Below are 17,527 nucleotides of genomic sequence, written 5' to 3'. Positions count from 1 at the left end.
TCGGCCACCGAGGAGCGGGGGGCGAGGTTCGCTCCCCGGTGGCCGGCGTCGACGTGGCGTCAGGGCGATACGTTTCAGCAGCCGTTGAGGACGGACTGGAGCGCGCTCTTCTCGGCGGAGTCGACGCTGAGGTTCCAGTGGTGCTTCACGTGCACCCACGCGCGGGCGTACGTGCAGCGGTAGGCGGTCCTGGAGGGCATCCACTCCGCCGGGTCGAGGTCGCCCTTCGCCTGGTTGACGTTGTCCGTCACGGCGATGAGCTGCGGTCGGGTCAGGTCGTTCGCGAAGGCCTGGCGCTGCGAGGTGGTCCAGGAGTTGGCGCCCGAGCGCCAGGCCTCCGAGAGGGCGACGACGTGGTCGATGTCGAGGTCGGAGGCGACGGTCCAGGTGGCGCCGTCGTACTCGGAGTACCAGCTGCCGCTGATGGAGGCACAGCTGGAGTCGGTGACGACGTTCACGCCGTCGCGCTTGAGGACGGTCTCGCGGGTGTTGCAGGCGCCGGACTGGGTGATCCAGTGCGGGAACAGGTCCCGGCTGTAGCCGGTGGAGGAACCTTCCGCCTTCACGGTGAGCGCGGCCAGGTAGCTGCGGGCCGTGGCGGCGCTGACGGGGGTGGGCATGGCGGCCTGGGCGGCCGGGGCGGTGGCCAGGAGGCCGGTGACGGTGAGGGCGGCGGAGGTGGCGAGGACCGCGAATCGACGCGCGTAGATCGTGCCGATGGGCATGTGATCTCCCTTGAGGTGGGGGGACGGTGGGTGGCGTCCCCGTGGGGGTGCCGGGCGATGGCCCGGTCATCGTCGCGGCGCGAGATGTCGCTGGGGGGTGCGCCAGGTAACAGAGTGACGACATGGACACGTCACATCAAGGGGTGTGACGTGCCTGATGGAGTGCCAGGTTCCGCCCGGCCTGCTGAGGTTCACGCACGACGAGACCCCGGGCCGTTCCCGGCCCGGGGTCCGTCGTGCGGAAGTGGTGAGGTGGGGTCCGTCCTGCGGAAGAACCTACGGGAGGACCGTCGTCAGGAGGATCGAACCGTCGGCGGCTCGCTCGACCCGCAGGTGCGTGAGGTCCGTGACGTGCAGGTCCGGCGCGAGGGCCGCCGCGCGCGGGCCCACGCCCACGACGCGCATGCCGGCCGCGCGGCCCGCCTGGATGCCGGCCTCGGAGTCCTCGAAGACGACACAGTCCGCGGGGTGGAAGCCCAGCTCGGCCGCGCCCTTGAGGAAGCCCTCGGGGTCCGGCTTGCTGGCCCCGACGCACTCGGCGGTGACCCGGGTCTCCGGCATCGGCAGTGCCGCCGCGCTCATCCGTGCCCGCGCGAGTGCCTCGTTCGCCGAGGTCACCAGGGCGTGCGGCAGCTCCGCGAGCGCGGCCATGAAGGCAGGGGCGCCGGGGACGGGCGCGACGCCGTCGAGGTCGGCCGTCTCCTCGGCGAGCATGACCCGGTTGTCGGCGTAGTTCTCCTCCATCGGCCGGTCCGGGAGCAGGAGGGCCATCGTCGCGTACCCCTGGCGGCCGTGGACCACCTGGAGGACGGCGGCCGGGTCGAGGCCCTGTCGCTCCGCCCAGCGCCGCCAGCAGCGCTCGACGACGGCGTCCGAGTTGACGAGGGTGCCGTCCATGTCGAGGAGGAGGGCGCGGGCGGTGAGCGTTGCCGGGGTGGTGGCAGCCATCGGGTCTCCAGAGGGGGTGGCGCGGAGAACGAAGCGGTCCCGCCCACCGGTCAGGGGTTGCGGGCGGGGCCACTTTGTTTTTGTACGATACAAAACCGAGGGCGGTCTTGGCCAGCCGGTCCGCATGCCGGGATCGGAGCGGGGCCGTTCCCCGTCGGCCCGCCTGCCGCGCGGCTCAGATGTCGGGGGTGTTCTGCTCCAGCGTCCGGCGCGTCTCGGAGCCGTACACGCCCTCCGGGTCTCCCTGGATGTACAGCCAGACCTGGTAGAGGGCCACCGCGTCCCGGACGTCCTCGTCGTACTTCCCGTCGATGCGGCCGCGGTAGACCCACACGGCCGTCAGCCGCCGCTGGAGCTCCCGCACCTCGGACCCGGTGGAGCCGAGGCTCAGCGTCGGCGCCTCCTCCTCGTCCGGGGACTCCGTCGGCGGGGGCGCCGTGGTCGGTGCCGTCGGCGTCGGCGCGGTCGTCGGCGCCGACGTGGAGGGGGACGCCGGCGGGGCCCCGGCGCCCGTGGGGCTCGGCGAGGCGCTGGGCGACGCGGTGGTGGGGGTCGCGGACGGGGTGGGCGTCGGCGACGCGGACGTCATGCGCGGGGTGGGGGAGGACGAGGTCGGCTCCGGGCTCGCGGACGAGGAGGACGGGGTCGGGGACGGCTCCTCGGAGACGGCGAGGTTCAGGGACGCGCTCGTGGTCACCTCGGGCACGGCCGCCCGGTCCTCGGCCTCGTCCCCGCCGCCCAGCACGGCCGCCGCCAGGGCAGCCGTGCCCGCCACGGCGACTGCGGCCACCGCCGCGACCACCAGGCCCCGCCTGCGCCCACGGCCCCGCTCCCGCTCCTGGCCGAGCGGCGGCACGTCGCCGACGCCGCGCAGCAGCAGCGGCATGGTCTCGGAGGGGTCACCGGCGGAGCCGCCGGCGGGGTACGGGTCCGAGGGGCGCTGCCCGGAGATGTGGTCACCGGCGGGGTGCGGGCCCGAGGGCTGCTGCCCGGACGGATGCTGCCCGGACTGGTTCCCGGCGCGGTGCGGGCCCGACGGATGCTGCCCGGACTGATGCCCGGCGGGGTACGGGTCTGACGGCTGCTGCCCAGGCATGGGCTGCCCAGCCGCGGGACGCCCGGCCGGCTGGTACGAACCCGCCCCCGGCGCCCCCACGGCACCGTCGTCCGGCCGGATCGCCGCCAACCGCGCGGTCGGCGGATCCTCGGCGTCGTACGGCGAAGAGGTCGGCGGATCCTCGGCCGCGTACGGCGAAGCCGGCCGCTCGGGCACCGGGCCCGGCGCGTCCTCCGGGGAGTCCAGCGTCACGTACGGCCTGATCCGGAGCGGATCGAAGTCCTCGGCCGCCGCGAGTTCCGCCCGGGCGCAGGCGCAGCCAGGTCTGTGTACACCGCATTCAGGACAGATGTGTCCGGTCATGATGGGTCCCCTCCCCGATACAACTGCGAGCGATTATGCAGCCCACCCCCTTCCTGTGGGCGAACGGCCGTGCCCCTCCGGAGGCCATAACCGGACATTCGGACCAGGATGGAGACGCCGTCCCATGGGCCGTCCGGAGGGACGCCCGACGAGACGCCCGAGGAGACGCCCATGGCCCAGGAAGCAAGCACCTCCCAGCTCGGCGGCGCCCCCATGCCCGGGGAGGGGCAGAGCCACCGCACCGTCCTCGTCGCGATCGGCGCGCTGCTCCTCGGGATGCTCCTCGCCGCGCTCGACCAGACCATCGTCTCGACCGCGCTGCCGACCATCGTGAGCGAGCTCGGCGGCATGGAGCACCTCTCCTGGGTGGTCACCGCCTACATGCTGGCGTCCACCGCCGCGACCCCCCTGTGGGGCAAGCTCGGCGACCAGTACGGGCGCAAGAAACTCTTCCAGGCGGCCATCGTCCTCTTCCTCATCGGCTCCGCCCTCTGCGGCATCGCCCAGAACATGCCGCAGCTCATCGGCTTCCGCGCGGTGCAGGGCGTCGGCGGCGGCGGCCTCATGGTGCTGTCCATGGCGATCGTCGGCGACCTCGTGTCGCCCCGCGAGCGCGGCAAGTACCAGGGCCTCTTCGGCGCCGTCTTCGGCACCACCAGCGTCCTCGGCCCGCTGCTCGGCGGGCTCTTCACCCAGCACCTCTCCTGGCGCTGGGTGTTCTACATCAACCTGCCGATCGGGATCGTCGCCCTGTTCGTGATCGCGGCCGTGCTGCACATCCCGGTGCGTCCGACCCGGCACACCATCGACTACCTCGGCACCTTCCTCATCGCCTCCGTCGCCACCTGCCTGGTCCTCGTGGCCTCCCTCGGCGGCACCACGTGGGCGTGGGGATCGGCGCAGATCATCGGCCTCGCCGTCCTCGGAGCCGTACTCCTCGTCTGGTTCGTCCAAGTCGAACGGCGGGCGGTCGAGCCCGTGCTGCCGCTCAAGCTGTTCAGGATCCGGACCTTCACCCTGGTCTCGGTCATCAGCTTCGTCGTCGGCTTCGCGATGTTCGGCGCCATGACCTACCTGCCGACGTTCCTCCAAGTCGTCCAGGGCGTCACCCCGACCATGTCCGGCGTCCACATGCTGCCGATGGTCGCCGGCATGCTGATCACCTCGACCGCCTCCGGCCAGATCGTCTCCCGTACGGGCCGCTGGAAGGTCTTCCCGATCACCGGCACCGGCCTCACCGGCCTCGGGCTGCTCCTGCTCAACGAGCTCACGGAGACCAGCTCCACCTGGGCGATGAGCGTCTCCTTCTTCGTCTTCGGTGCCGGACTCGGCCTCGTCATGCAGGTCCTCGTCCTGGTCGTGCAGAACGCCGTCTCGTACGAGGACCTCGGCGTCGCCACCTCCGGGGCCACCTTCTTCCGTTCCATCGGAGCGTCCTTCGGCGTCGCCGTCTTCGGCACGATCTTCACCAGCAGGCTCACCCACAAGCTCGACGAGGTCTTCGCCGGAGCCGCCGCCTCCGGACAGCAGCTGCCGCCCGGCACCGGCCCCGACCGGATCGCCGCCGACCCGCGCACCCTCACCGAACTGCCGGCCGCGCTCCGCCCCTCCGTCCTCCACGCGTACGCCACCTCCATCACGGACGTCTTCCTGTACGCGGCGCCCGTCGTCCTCGTCGCCTTCGTCGTCGCCTGGTTCCTCAAGGAGGACAAGCTGCGGGTCTCGGTCACCGCGCCCGACACCAGCCAGACACTGGCCTCCAACCCCGTCGAACGCTCCTCGCACGACGAGTGCGCCCGCGCCCTGTCCGTCCTCGGCTCCCGCGCGGGACGCAAGGCGATATACGAGAAGATCACCGCCCGCGCCGGCCTCGACCTGCTGCCCGCCGCGAGCTGGCTGCTGCTCCGGGTCCGCCGCCACGGGACCGTCGAACCCGCCCGGCTCGCCGAGACCGTGCCGGTACCGCTGCGGGCGATCACGGAGGCGTCCCGGCAGGTGGAGGAACGGCGTCTGGTCACGCGGGAGGGGCTCCAGCTGATCCTCACCGAGGAGGGCGTCCAGGCGGCGACGAAGCTGGCCAAGGCGCGGGAGGAGTCCCTCGCCGAACTCCTCGGCGACTGGTGGGGACCGGACCGGCCCACCGACCTCGTCCAGCTCGTGGAGGAACTGACGGCGGAACTCTGCGGCTCGGACGGGGAACGGCCGCACACCCAGGATCCGCCCGGCGACCACCACACCTGACCGGCGCCGTTCGCCACGCCTGGAGAAGGCCCGACCGTGCCGTCTCAGCCCCGCATGACGACAGCTCAGCACCGGCGGGTGGAAACGCTGACGGCCCAGGGCCGGGGCGGCCGGGGGCAGGTCAGAGTTCCTTGCCGTACCAGACGTCCATGTACGGACCCGTGCAGTACGCCGGGATCTCCGCGTACCCGTGCCGGGTGTACAGGGCGCGCGCCTCGACCAGGTCCAGGCGAGTGTTGAGGACCATCCGGCGCGCGCCGAGCGCACGGGCCGCGTCCTCAAGCCGGTCCATGAGGAGGCCTGCGCCGCCGAGGCCGCGAAAGGCGTGACGCAGGAACACCCTGGTCAGCTCGGCGCGCTCCCCGTCGAGCAGCACCACTCCGCCGCAGCCGGCCGCCTTCCCCTCGTACCGCGCGACGAGGAACCGGCCGGTCGGCGGGGTCAGCCGCTCGACCCCGTCGTCCGCCAGCCCCGCGTCGATCTCCGCCTCGGTCGCGGGGCGCTTCCAGTAGCGGCTCGCGACGTCGTCGTAGTAGTCGCGGCGCAGGGAGGTCGCGTCCGGGGTGTCGACGCGCTCGGGGATGAAGGTCCAGGTCATGCGCGCCATTGTGCGGCGCGCACGGCGAGGGACGCAGCCCGGTTTCTTCGGGTCAGCTCTTGGGCGACGCCTGCTGGACGACCTCGAAGGACCACAGCGTGGACCCGGAGGCGGCGGGCTTCGGCCGCTCGCCGCCTCCCTCACCGCCGCCCTGGTGCGCGGCCTTCATGGAACCGTTCATCCACGCCTGGAAGTCCTCCTCACTGCGCCACCGGGTGTACACCAGGTACTGGTCGGTGCCCTCCACGGGGCGCAGCAGCTCGAACCACTCGAACCCGTCGGAGCCCTCGACGGCCCCGGCCCGCGACGCGAACCGCTGTTCGAGCACCTCGCGCTGCTCGGCCGGGACGGTCAGGACGTTGATCTTCACGATGCTCATGGAGGCCAGGATATGACCCAGAGCCCGACCGACCTCGGGGCCGACGCGGTGCGGGCCCTCGCGGTTCGCTGGTTGCCCTGCCTGGGGGACGGGGACTTCGTCGTCTCGCCCGTGGGGCTGTGGCTGGCGCTCGGGGCCGTCGCCTCCGGGGCGCGGGGTGCGACCGCCGACGAGCTGCGGGGCCTGCTCGGGGTCGAGGGCGAGGCGGCGGGTGAGGCCGTGACCCGGGTCGGGCGGTGGATCGGCGGGACGGGCGCGGTCGGGGTCGCGACCGGGGTGTGGAGCACGGTGCCGGTGCTCGACGCGTTCAAGCGGGGGCTGCCCGACGTGACGTTCGGGCTGCTGCCCGGAGCGGTCGCGTTCGCGCTGCCCGATGACGTCTTCGGGGCGACGGACGACATGTCCTTCGGTGAACTCCCCGACACCCAGGCCGAACTGGACGCCTGGGTACGGGCCGCCACCGGTGGGCGCGTCGAGCGGCTGCCGCTCGGGCTCGACGGGTCCGAGGACCTCGTCCTGCTCAACGCCCTCGCCCTCAAGGCGCCCTGGCTGACCGCCTTCCCCGTGCACCTCACCCGCGACGAGCCCTTCACCGACGGGGACGGCGTCACCCGGCCCGTACCGACCATGCGGCAGCGGATCCCGGCCGGGTGGGCCTGGTACGTGGGCGGGGCCACCGTCGTCGAGCTTCCCTGCGCGGGGGACGGGGGCGTCCGCGTACGGTTCGTGCTCGGCGCACCGGGGGCCGGGCCCGCCGACGTGGTGCCGGCCGCCTGGGCCGCGCCCCCTGAGCGGCGGCCGCTCGCCGCCGGCTCCGCCGACCTCGCCCTGCCGCGGTTCACCCTCCGTACGAAGACCGACGCGAACGCGCACCTGGCCGCGCTCGGCGTCACCCGGGCACTGGGGCCCGGGGCCGAGTTCTCGGGGCTTTCCGCGGCGGACCTGTACATCGACAAGGTCGTGCAGGAGGCGGTGGTCGAGGTCGTCGAGGAGGGGGTGGAGGCCGCGGCCGTCACCCAGGTCACGATGACCCGCAGCGCCGCCCGGCCCCGCCAGGTGGTGGAGCGCATCGCCTTCGACCGGCCCTTCGGGGTGGTCGTCCTCGACCGCACGGGCGAGGTGCCGCTGTTCGTGGGCTGGCGGCGGGGCGGGGGGCGGGCGGCCGGCTGACCGCGCGGCGGTTCGCGCGGTCGGCCGAGGAAGCCGTCAGCCGGCCACGCGCGGGTGGCTCCGCGGCCGTGCGCGCCCGTCAGCCGATCACGCGGGCCAGGAGCAGGCCGTCGTAGCCCTTCGTGCCGACCGTCTGGAGGGCGGTCGCGTCCAGGCGGGGTTCGCGGGCGACGAGGTCGAACAGCTCGCGGGTGCCGGTGATCGCCGGGTCGTCCGGCTGCGCGGTGGTGATCCTTCCGCCGCGCACCACGTTGTCGACGATGATCACGGTGCCGGGCCGCGAGAGCTTCAGGGCCCACTCCACGTAGCGCGGGTTGTTGACCTTGTCCGCGTCGATGAAGACCAGGTCGAACGGGCCCGCGCCCTCCGCCTCCAGGACCGGCAGGCTGTCCAGGGCGGCGCCCGTGCGCACCTCGACGATCTTGTCGAGGCCGGCGCGGGCGATGTTGGCGCGGGCGACGTCCGCGTGGGCGGGGTCGTACTCCAGGGTGATCAGGCGGCCGTCGGCCGGCAGGGCGCGGGCCAGCCAGATCGTGCTGTAGCCGCCGAGGGTGCCGATCTCCAGGATGTTCCGGGCGCCCTGCATCCCGGCGAGCAGATGGAGCAGCTTTCCCTGGTTCGGCGCGACGGCGATCTCGGGCAGGCCGGCCGCCGTGGAGGCGGCGAGCGCGGCCGTGAGCGCGTCGTCGGCCGGTGCGATCGTCCGGCTGAAGTACTCGTCGACCGCGTTCCACTGAGGGTTCGTCATGTCACCGAACGTACACCGGTGTCCACCGCGGGGCGACGCCGTGCCGCGCGGACGAGCAGCAGCGCCGTGACCACCGCGAGCAGCAGGCCGCCGCCCACCGTGAGGAGCCACACCGGGATGCCGCCGGCGACGGTCAGGAGCCGGTCGGTGTACTCGACCCGGCGGTACGGGGTGTCGGCGACGACCCGCAGATGGTGGTCGTCGTCGATGCGGGCCGGGTTCGGGAACTCCTGCTCCAGGACCGTCAGATGGACCGGCCGCTCCCCGGCGAGCCCGGCGACGGCGCCCTCGGGCCGCTCGATCCGGCCGGCGAAGGTCACCTCCGGGCGGTCGCCGCCGATGGGGGAGCGGGGCTCCATCCGGTGGTCGGCCAGGATGTAGAGCCCGAGCGTCTGGGCGGTCGCCGCGAGGCGGGAGAGCCGCATGGGGTAGACGAGTTCGGGGGTGGCGAAGGTGATGCGCAGCGGCGTCAGCTCGCCCTGGAGGACGGCGTCCTTCCGCTGGGGCGCGAGGCGGACGGCGACGTACTCCCACTTCCGGTCCACGTACGGCCGGAGGGCGCCGGTCAGCCGGTCGGGCAGCTCGAAGCCGTTGGTCCGCAGCCAGGTGCCGAGGGCCTCGGGGTCGGTGGCGGTCAGCCGGGCGACGTCGAAGGGCCCGAGCCGCTCGCGGCCGACGACGCCGACACCGCCCGCCCCGGGCGGCGGGGCTCCGGCCCCGTCGCCGTGGTCGCGGTCGAACGGCCAGTCGCCGTCGCGCGGCCAGAAGTGGAAGCGGTCCCGCTGCTCGGGCTCGGTGAGCCGTTCGAGGGCGTCGAAGAGTCCCGGGTCGCCGAGGGTGACGCCGGCCCGGCTCGGCACGGGCATGATCCAGGCGGCGTGCCGGGCGTTGCCGTGGACGCGGAAGCGCATGACGACGGTCTCGGTGCGTCCGTCCCAGCGGACGGCGGACTCCTCCCGGTCCACGCCGATGCGTTCGGACCTGGACGGGATCATGGCGCCGCAGCCGCAGGCGTACGCCGGCGCGACGAGCGAGCCGAGTTGGAGCGCGAGCAGCGCGGCGATGGTGGTCAGGATTCTGTGGGTCCCCCGCATGCCGGGTGGGACGTGCCCGGCGCGGATGCGGTTCCGGGCGGTGGATCGGGTGGCGGTGCGGCAGGGCGCGGTGTTGATCCGGTGGCGGTGCGGCAGGGCGCGGTGTGGATCCGGTGGCGGTGAGGCAGGGCGCGGTGTGGATCAGGTGGCGGCGCGGATCAGGTCGCGGTGCGGACGCGGAGTTCCTTGACGCCGTTCAGCCAGGCCGCCCGCAGTCGGCGGGGCTCGCCGACGAGGGTGAGGTCGGGCAGGGCGTCCGCGACCGCGTTGAAGATCAGGTCGATCTCCTTGATCGCGAGGGACTTGCCGAGGCAGAAGTGCGGTCCGCCGCCGCCGAAGCCGAGGTGGGGGTTGGGGTCGCGGGTGATGTCGAAGCGCTCGGGGTCGGTGAAGACCTCGGGGTCGTTGTTGGCGGAGGAGTAGAAGAGGCCGATCCGGTCGCCCTTGGCGATCTTCTGCCCGCCGAGTTCGGTGTCCTGGGTCGCGGTCCGCTGGAAGGAGACCACGGGGGTCGCCCAGCGCACGATCTCCTCGGCGGTGGTGGCCGGCCGATCGCGCTTGAAGCGCTCCCACTCGTCGGGGTGGGTGAGGAAGGCGTGCATGCCGTGGCTGATGGCGTTGCGGGTGGTCTCGTTGCCGGCGACGGCCAGCAGCAGGACGAAGAAGCCGAACTCGTCGGAGGAGAGGTTGCCCTGGCCCTCGGCGGCGACGAGTTGGCTGACGATGTCGGCGGCGGGACATTCCTTGCGCGCGGCGGCCATGTTCATCGCGTAGCCGATGAGTTCCATGGCGGCCTCGGCGCCGATCTCCTCGGTGATGGCGTACTCGGGGTCGTCGTACGCGACCATCTTGTTCGACCAGTCGAAGATGCGGGAGCGGTCCTCCTGGGGGACGCCGATGAGTTCGGCGATGGCCTGGAGGGGGAGTTCGACGGCGACCCTGGTGACGAAGTCGAAGGTGCCGTCGGCGTCCGCGCCGCGCTTCGCCTCGTCGACGATGGCGTGGGCGCGGTCGCGCAGGGCGGTCTCCAGGTTCCGGATCGCGCGGGGGGTGAAGCCGCGTTGGACGATCTGGCGGACGCGGGTGTGCTCGGGCGGGTCCATGTTGAGCATGATCAGTTTCTGGACCTCGATCTGGTCCCGGGTGATGTGCTCGTTGAAGCGGATGACGGCCGTGTTCTCGTTCGAGGAGAACAGTTCGGGGTGGGTGGAGACGTACTTGACGTCCGCGTGGCGCGTGACGGCCCAGTACCCGTCGTCCTCGAAGCCGGTGACGCCGGGCGGCTGGGGGCACCACCAGACGGGCGCCGTCCGCCGCAGCCGGGCGAACTCCGGGAGGGGGACGCGGTCGCGGAGCAGATCGGGGTCGGTGGCGTCGAAGCCTTCGGGGAGATGGGGGCAGGGCATCGGCAGCACACTCCACATCTGAGGAGACGTCAAGGGATCTGATGGACCGTCAGGAGCTGTCGGGAAAGTTAGTAACGAGTTCTACAAGTAGCAAGGGGCGGGGCGGGAACTGTTGCGTCCCGGACCCTTGCGTACCGGCGGTAGCAGTCATAAGACTGCACGGAGAACTAGAACGCGTACTAGTTCCCCGTGACGCCGACCGACGGGCTGCCGGGACGCCCCGTCCGGTCGAGGAGAGGACGAGCTCATGGCCGCGGAACCCGTCATCGTCGAAGCCGTACGCACCCCCATCGGCAAGCGCGGAGGCGCGCTCGCCAACCTCCACCCCGCCTACCTCCTGGGCGAGACCTACCGCGAACTCCTCGGCCGCACCGGCATCCACGCCGACTGCGTCGAGCAGATCGTCGGCGGTACGGTCACCCACGCCGGCGAACAGTCCATGAACCCCGCGCGCACCGCCTGGCTCACCATGGGCCTCCCCTACGAGACGGCCGCCACCACCGTCGACTGCCAGTGCGGCTCCTCGCAGCAGGCGAGCCACATGGTCGCCAACATGATCGCGGCCGGCGTCATCGACGTCGGGATCAGCTGCGGCGTCGAGGCCATGTCCCGCGTGCCGCTCGGCTCCGGCTCCAAGCACGGGCCCGGCAAGCCCTTCCCCGACGAGTGGAACGTCGACCTCCCCAACCAGTTCGAGGCCGCCGAACGCATCGCCCGCCACCGCGGCCTCACCCGCGAACGCGTCGACTCCCTCGGGCTCCTCTCCCAGGAGCGGGCCGCGAACGCCTGGGCCGAGGAGCGCTTCAAGCGCGAGACCTTCGCCGTCCAGGTCCCCACCACCGAGGAGGAACAGGCCGCCGGACAGGGCATGTGGCGGCTCGTCGACCGGGACGAAGGGCTGCGCGACACCTCCATGGAGGGCCTCGCCCGCCTCAAGCCCGTCATGCCGACCGCCGTCCACACCGCCGGCAACTCCTCGCAGATCTCCGACGGCGCCGCCGCGCTGATGTGGGCCTCCAAGCGCATGGCCCGCGCCCTCAAGCTGCGTCCCCGCGCCCGGATCGTCGCCCAGGCCCTCGTCGGCGCCGACCCGCACTTCCACCTCGACGGGCCGATCGACGCCACGCGCGCGGTGCTCGGCAAGGCCGGGATGTCACTCAGGGACATCGACCTCGTCGAGATCAACGAGGCCTTCGCCTCGGTGGTGCTGAGCTGGGCGCAGGTCTTCGAGCGTGACCTGGACGGCCTGGAGAAGGTCAACGTCAACGGGGGCGCCATCGCCCTCGGCCACCCCGTCGGCGCGACCGGGGCCCGCCTCATCACGACGGCCCTGCATGAGCTGGAGCGCGCGGACAAGGAGTTCGCGCTCATCACGATGTGCGCGGGCGGCGCGGTGGCGACCGGGACGATCATCCAGCGGTTGTAGCGGTTGTAGCGGTTGTAGCGGTTGTAGCGGTTCCGGCGGTTCCGGCGGCTGTAGCGGCCGTCGCCGACGTTCCGGCGTGACCGGTCCGGCGGACCGGTCACGCCGGAACGGTCCGCCGCCCTCACCGCCCCGGAAACGCCGCAGGCCCCGCCCTCCCTTACGGGAGGCGGGGCCTTGCGGGGAGCTCGGCTCGTCGCGACGGTGTCGCGGGGGCCGGGCTTGGCGCGGCTGTCCGGCGGTGACTCTTAGTACCAGCCGTTGGCCTGCCAGAACGCCCAGGCGGCGTTCGGGGAGCCGTAGCGCTCGTTCATGTAGTCGAGACCCCACTTGATCTGGGTGGCGGGGTTGGTCTTCCAGTCGGAACCGGCCGAGGACATCTTCGAGGCCGGCAGTGCCTGGACCAGGCCGTAGGCGCCGCTGGAGGAGTTGGTCGCGGTGTGGTTCCAGTGCGACTCGTGCTCGACGATCTTGCTGAAGGACGCGTACTGCGAGGCGGGGACGATCTCGCGGGCAAGCTCCTGCGGGCTGGCGGCGGAAGCCGAGCCCGTCGTGCCGAGCACCGCACCCGAGGCGCCCAGCAGCACGGCTGCGGTGGCGGCGAGGGACTTGTTGCGGGCGGAGACACGAGTGGTGAGCGAGCGGAACAAGGTTTCGACCTAACGTCGGGGACAAGGGGCGTGTCAGGCGTTTTCGGCAAGCCGGAACCAGAGCCCGGGGAACCCGGGGACTGGGGGGAACCGGCCGTCCGAGGCGCTGCGGTGAGCACCGGCTGCCTGGCGACGTCCACCAGACAAGCAGGGCTGGAACCCCGATGCAACGACCCCCTGTACGAGGAAGGTTCGGACCCGAGAGGAAGGTCCCGAGGGGTGGGTCTGTGGGCTTTCCGCAGGTCATCGCCCACGATGGGCGTTTTGTACGGGTACTTCCCGGCTACTATTCCGGCTCGTACGTGACGTAGGTCCTGTGGGGCGCCTCACCCGGGGAGGGCCTCTCCGGACCCTCGAATGTGACCTGGGCCTCGAAGTTCGCCCGGCGCGTGGCCCGCCGCAGCGCCTTCAGGAGCGTGCCGCCGATCGTGAGGGTGAGGACGACGGTCAGGACGGCCCGGCCGAGGTCCCAGCCGAGGGAGGTCGCCACCAGGAAGGCGAGGAACCGGGCCAGGTTCGCGGGCGCCGGATCGCCCGGCACGAAGAAGATGCCGCCGGAGTCCCCGCCGGCCCCGCCGCCCCCGCCACCGAGCGTCACCCAGCCGTAGAGGTTGGTGACCGTGCCGTACGCGAACGCCGCCGCGAAGCCGTACGCGGACAGCATCAGGAGCTCGGCCCGGCCCCGGAGCCGCTGCGGGCCCGGCAGGAGCCCGGCCCCCATCGTGAACCAGCCCATCGCGAGCATCTGCGTCGGCATCCACGGGCCCACACCGCCCGTGAGCAGCGCCGAAGCGAACATCGTCACCGAGCCGAGGACGAAGCCGAAGCCCGGCCCGAGAACCCGCCCGCTCAGCACCATCAGGAAGAACATCGGCTCCAGACCGGCCGTCCCGGCCCCCAGCGGCCGCAGGGCCGCGCCGACGGCGGCGAGCACCCCCAGCATCGCCACGGCCTTCGCGTCCATCCCGCAGTCGGCGATCGTGGCGACGACCACCGCGATCAGCAGCGGCAGCAGCGCCGCGAAGAGCCAGGGGGCGTCGGCGGCGTGCGTCGTGACCGCCGATCCGGCGTCGGCGAAGAGGGGCCAGCAGATGGCGATCAGCCCGATCACGGAGACCAGGAGCAGCGCGGCCACGGACCGTGGTCTGAGGCGTACGGGCCGTACGCTCACAGCGCCTCCTGGACCTGCTCGACCGTGAGCCACGGCTGCGGGGCGAGGATCTTCGCCACCTGCGGCGAGAACGCGGGCGAGGAGACGACGACCTCGGCCGTCGGACCGTCCGCGACCACCTCGCCCTCCGCGATGATCACGACCCGGTGCGCCAGTTCGGCCGCCAGCTCCACGTCGTGCGTGGCCAGGACGATCGCGTGTCCGTCCGCCGCGAGGGTACGGAGACGGGCCACCAGGCGGGCCTTCGCCGCGTAGTCCAGACCGCGCGTCGGCTCGTCGAGCAGCAGCAGGGGCGGGCGGCCGGTCAGGACGACGGCCAGCGCGAGCGCCAGCCGCTGCCCCTCGGACAGGTCACGGGGGTGCGTCTCGTCCGCCACCCCGGGCAGCAGCTCCGACACCAGCGTCCGGCAGGTCCCGGGGCTCGCGCCCGCGTCCGCGTCGGCGGCGGCGCACTCGGCGGCGACGGTGTCCGCGTACAGCAGGTCCCTCGGCTCCTGCGGGACCAGGCCGACGTGACGGATCAGCTCGCGCGGGTCCGTGTCGTGCGGGGCCCGGCCCGCGACGCGGACGGTGCCGGAGGTCGGGGCGATCATCCCCACGAGGGTGGAGAGGAGAGTGGACTTCCCGGCGCCGTTGCGGCCCATCAGGGCCACGGTCTCGCCGGCCCGCACCTGGAGGTCGACCGCCCGGAGGGCCTCGACACGGCCGCGGCGGACCGCCAGCGCGGTGACGCGGAGGAGCGGGGAGGCGGAGGGTTCGGGCTCGGGCCGGGTGCGGCGCCGCGTGAACAGGGAGACCCGCCCGTCCCTGTGACCGGGTTCCCGCCCCGGCCGCCCGTCCCTGTGACCGGGTCCCCGCCCCTGCCGCCCGTCCCCGTGACCGGAGCCCCGCCCCGACCCCCGGTCCTCGGACGCCGGCCCGGCGGGAAGGGGGTGCGGAGGAAGCCCCCGGGGGTCCCGCCCCTCAAGGCGCGCCTTCAGCTCGCCTGACCTGCGGCGGGCGTCGCGCACGGTGAGAGGCAGCGGGCTCCACCCCGCGAGGCGTCCCAGGCCCACCACCGGCGGATGCACCGGGGACACGGCCATGATCTCGGCGGGGGAGCCCATCACGCCCTCCGGCAGCAGCAGCACCTGGTCCGCGTACTGCACCACCCGCTCCAGCCGGTGCTCCGCCAGGAGGACCGTCGTACCCAGGTCGTGGACCAGGCGCTGGAGCACCGCGAGGACGTCCTCCGCCGCCGACGGGTCCAGCGCGGAGGTCGGCTCGTCGAGGACGAGGACCTTGGGATGCGGGGTGAGCACGGAGCCGATCGCGACCCGCTGGCGCTGGCCGCCCGAGAGCGTGGCGATGGGACGGTCGCGGAGTTCGGCCAGACCGAGGAGGTCGAGGGTCTCCTCGACCCGCCGCCGCATCACGCCCGGCGGCAGACCGAGGGACTCCATCCCGTACGCCAGCTCGTCCTCGACCGTGTCCGTGACGAAGTGCGCGGACGGATCCTGGCCGACCGTCCCCACCAGGTCCGCCAGCTCGCGCGGCGGATGGGTGCGGGTGTCCCGCCCGTCGACCGTGACCCGGCCCGTCAGGGTGCCGCCCGTGAAGTGCGGGACGAGCCCGGAGACCGCGCCCAGGAGGGTCGACTTGCCGACGCCCGAGGGGCCGACGAGCAGCACCAGCTCGCCCTCGGGAACGGTGAGGTCCACGCCCCGCAGGGTCGGCTCGTGCTGTTCGTCCGCCCCCTCGTATCTCACCGAGACGTTCTCGAAGCGGATCACGCGTTCTCCTTGGGAACAGGGGCGACGAACGCGGGCAGCAGCCCCACCAGGATCGACGCGGCGGGCCAGAGCGGGAGCTCCGGCGCCTCCAGGGGGACCACCCCCGGGTGCAGCGCCTCCGGTGCGTACGCGTTCGCCCAGATCATCAGGACGGCGACCGCCGTCCCCGAACCGGCGACCAGCCAGGCCCTCGGGCCCCAGCGGTCCGGCCGGTAGCGGGTGCGGACGGTCCGGCGCCCGCCGAGCCGCAGCCCCGCCATGGCCGCGAGCAGCCCGACGCCGAGCAGCGGCAGCCCGTACCCCGCGCCCTCCGCCGCGAGCAGCCCGTACGAACCGGCGCAGATCCCGAGCAGCCCGCCCAGGGTCAGCACGTTCGTGGTGCGCCGTACGGACGCCGGGACCCGGGCCGTCCGGCCGTACCCGCGCGCGTCCATCGAGGCCGCGACGGCGATCGACCGCTCCAGCGCGCCCTCCAGGACCGGCAGACCGATCTGGAGGACCGCCCGTACGCCGCCGGTGGGCCGGCCGCGCAGCCGCCGGGCGGTCCGCAGCCGCACCACGTCGGCGACCATGTTCGGCGCGAAGGTCATCGCCACGACGACCGCGACCCCGGCCTCGTACAGCGCCCCCGGCAGCGACTTCAGCAGCCGCGCCGGGTTGGCGAGCGCGTTCGCCGCGCCCACACAGATCAGCAGGGTCGCCAGCTTGGCCCCGTCGTACACCGCGAACACCAGTTGCTCGGCCGTCACCCGCCCCCCGATCCGTACCCCCTGCGCCCACGCGGGCAGCGGCACCTCGGGCAGCGTGAACAGGACGTACGTCCCCGGGATCGGGGAGCCGAGCAGCAGCGAGAAGACGACCCGCAGGAAGACGACGAACAGGCCGAGCTTCACGAACGCGCCGTACGAACGGGCCCACGGCGCGTCCGTGCGCCGGGCCGCCACGACGTATCCGGCGACCCCGACGAGCAGGCCGAGCAGCAGGGGGTTGGTGGTACGGGAGGCGGCGACCGCCAGGCCGAGCGCCCACAGCCACCACGCGCCCGCGTGCAGGGCGTTGGCCCGGCTCGCCTCGGGGGCCGTGAACACGCTGAGGCTACGGGCCGCACTCATCCGCGGCGGCGGGCCTTCCAGATCGCCGCCCCGCCCAGGGCCAGCACGGCGGCCCCGCCCGCGAGCACGCCGAAGGACGGGCCGCCGCCCTCCTTCCCCGCGCCCGACGCCGCCGGGGTCTTCTCCGCGGCCCCGGGGGTCGCCGCGGGGGCCTCCGCGACCTGCTCGCCGCAGCCCCGCGCCGGGTAGCCCGCGATCCCACACAGCATGGCCGCGCCGTCGTACCGCAGCGGCTTCACCACCGTGGCGAGCGCCTCCGCGCCCGTCGCGTCCGCACGGACCTGCGCACAGCCGACCTCGACCGGCTTCACGGGCGGGGTCTCGCCGGGCGGCGCGTCCGCAGGGCCGCCGAAGTCGACGACGACCGCGATCCGCTTGGTGCCGTCCTTCTTCTCCACGCCCCCGCAGATCTCCGCGAAGTCGGGGGCGACGGAGGGCAGGGAGGTGTCGTCCGTGCCGTTGCTGACCGCGAACCGGAAGCCGATCGCGTCACCGTCGGCGGGGCGGGCGGTCGCCGGCCCCTGTGTGGCGTACGCCCACGCCGAACCGCCGTCGCTCTCCCAGAACGACCAGTAGCGGTAGCCGGCCGCCTGCGCCGGAGCCGCCGCGAACGCGGTCAGGGTGAGCAGCGCACCGGCCGCGGCGCCCGCGGCCCGCGCGGTCACCGAGC

Annotated in this window: 16 protein-coding genes; 3 read left to right on the top strand and 13 right to left on the bottom strand. The window is 73.3% G+C overall.

The genetic code is table 11. The features are described 5' to 3' along the window. Positions 1-74 precede the first annotated feature (74 nt). From AMK29_RS02625 to AMK29_RS02615, 3 genes are all read right to left on the bottom strand, one after another. Positions 75-719, bottom strand: a complete 645-nt coding sequence (locus AMK29_RS02625; protein ID WP_198942181.1) for an HNH endonuclease family protein — start codon at positions 717-719, stop codon at positions 75-77. A 282-nt stretch (positions 720-1,001) separates the two neighbouring features. After that, positions 1,002-1,673, bottom strand: coding sequence for an HAD-IA family hydrolase (locus AMK29_RS02620; protein WP_073806966.1), 672 nt, complete (start codon positions 1,671-1,673; stop codon positions 1,002-1,004). A 175-nt stretch (positions 1,674-1,848) separates the two neighbouring features. After that, complete coding sequence (locus tag AMK29_RS02615) at positions 1,849-3,093, bottom strand: peptidoglycan-binding domain-containing protein (RefSeq protein ID WP_107422504.1); 1,245 nt, start codon at positions 3,091-3,093, stop codon at positions 1,849-1,851. Between the two features lie 171 nt (positions 3,094-3,264). Here AMK29_RS02615 and AMK29_RS02610 point away from each other — a divergent pair, with 171 nt between their 5' ends. Next, positions 3,265-5,334 (top strand): MDR family MFS transporter, encoded by a 2,070-nt coding sequence (locus AMK29_RS02610; protein WP_073806964.1) that lies wholly within the window; start codon positions 3,265-3,267, stop codon positions 5,332-5,334. A 121-nt stretch (positions 5,335-5,455) separates the two neighbouring features. On the opposite strand, the gene AMK29_RS02605 is transcribed toward AMK29_RS02610, so the two are convergent. Both AMK29_RS02605 and AMK29_RS02600 read right to left on the bottom strand, forming a co-directional pair. Continuing rightward, positions 5,456-5,941 (bottom strand): GNAT family N-acetyltransferase, encoded by a 486-nt coding sequence (locus tag AMK29_RS02605; protein ID WP_073806963.1) that lies wholly within the window; start codon positions 5,939-5,941, stop codon positions 5,456-5,458. Between the two features lie 43 nt (positions 5,942-5,984). Next, positions 5,985-6,311, bottom strand: coding sequence for an antibiotic biosynthesis monooxygenase family protein (locus AMK29_RS02600; RefSeq protein ID WP_073806962.1), 327 nt, complete (start codon positions 6,309-6,311; stop codon positions 5,985-5,987). A gap of 12 nt (positions 6,312-6,323) precedes the next feature. Here AMK29_RS02600 and AMK29_RS02595 point away from each other — a divergent pair, with 12 nt between their 5' ends. Continuing rightward, positions 6,324-7,481 carry a serpin family protein gene (locus AMK29_RS02595; RefSeq protein WP_073806961.1) on the top strand — a complete coding sequence of 386 codons (1,158 nt, stop codon included), beginning with the start codon at positions 6,324-6,326 and terminating at the stop codon, positions 7,479-7,481. 79 nt (positions 7,482-7,560) lie between these two features. On the opposite strand, the gene AMK29_RS02590 is transcribed toward AMK29_RS02595, so the two are convergent. The 3 genes from AMK29_RS02590 to AMK29_RS02580 form a co-directional block, all read right to left on the bottom strand. Continuing rightward, positions 7,561-8,229 (bottom strand): O-methyltransferase, encoded by a 669-nt coding sequence (locus AMK29_RS02590; RefSeq protein WP_073806960.1) that lies wholly within the window; start codon positions 8,227-8,229, stop codon positions 7,561-7,563. Further along, the gene (locus AMK29_RS02585) at positions 8,226-9,323 is read right to left on the bottom strand and encodes a DUF2330 domain-containing protein (RefSeq protein ID WP_073806959.1); all 1,098 of its coding nucleotides are present in this window, start codon (positions 9,321-9,323) and stop codon (positions 8,226-8,228) included. The genes AMK29_RS02590 and AMK29_RS02585 overlap by 4 nt, the downstream gene beginning before the upstream one ends. 158 nt (positions 9,324-9,481) lie before the next feature. Further along, positions 9,482-10,729: a cytochrome P450 gene (locus AMK29_RS02580; protein WP_073806958.1), complete on the bottom strand. Its 1,248-nt coding sequence runs from the start codon at positions 10,727-10,729 to the stop codon at positions 9,482-9,484. A gap of 247 nt (positions 10,730-10,976) precedes the next feature. On the opposite strand from AMK29_RS02580, the gene AMK29_RS02575 reads away from it, so the two are divergent. Beyond that, positions 10,977-12,155 (top strand): steroid 3-ketoacyl-CoA thiolase, encoded by a 1,179-nt coding sequence (locus AMK29_RS02575; protein ID WP_073806957.1) that lies wholly within the window; start codon positions 10,977-10,979, stop codon positions 12,153-12,155. Between the two features lie 245 nt (positions 12,156-12,400). On the opposite strand, the gene AMK29_RS02570 is transcribed toward AMK29_RS02575, so the two are convergent. From AMK29_RS02570 to AMK29_RS02550, 5 genes are all read right to left on the bottom strand, one after another. Beyond that, complete coding sequence (locus AMK29_RS02570; RefSeq protein ID WP_073806956.1) at positions 12,401-12,802, bottom strand: transglycosylase SLT domain-containing protein; 402 nt, start codon at positions 12,800-12,802, stop codon at positions 12,401-12,403. A 286-nt stretch (positions 12,803-13,088) separates the two neighbouring features. Then, positions 13,089-13,973, bottom strand: coding sequence for an ECF transporter S component (locus AMK29_RS02565; protein WP_073806955.1), 885 nt, complete (start codon positions 13,971-13,973; stop codon positions 13,089-13,091). Continuing rightward, positions 13,970-15,745, bottom strand: a complete 1,776-nt coding sequence (locus AMK29_RS02560; protein WP_073806954.1) for an ABC transporter ATP-binding protein — start codon at positions 15,743-15,745, stop codon at positions 13,970-13,972. The genes AMK29_RS02565 and AMK29_RS02560 overlap by 4 nt, the downstream gene beginning before the upstream one ends. Then, a complete protein-coding gene (locus AMK29_RS02555) occupies positions 15,742-16,857 on the bottom strand; it encodes an energy-coupling factor transporter transmembrane component T (protein WP_073806953.1) in 1,116 nt (371 codons plus the stop codon). The genes AMK29_RS02560 and AMK29_RS02555 overlap by 4 nt, the downstream gene beginning before the upstream one ends. Then, positions 16,854-17,522, bottom strand: a complete 669-nt coding sequence (locus AMK29_RS02550) for an SCO2322 family protein (protein WP_241845072.1) — start codon at positions 17,520-17,522, stop codon at positions 16,854-16,856. The genes AMK29_RS02555 and AMK29_RS02550 overlap by 4 nt, the downstream gene beginning before the upstream one ends. Positions 17,523-17,527 lie beyond the last annotated feature (5 nt).

The sequence above is a fragment of the Streptomyces sp. CB02261 genome (assembly GCF_001905665.1).
Taxonomy (GTDB): Bacteria; Actinomycetota; Actinomycetes; order Streptomycetales; family Streptomycetaceae; genus Streptomyces.
This window is presented reverse-complemented; position numbering and strand designations above follow the sequence as displayed.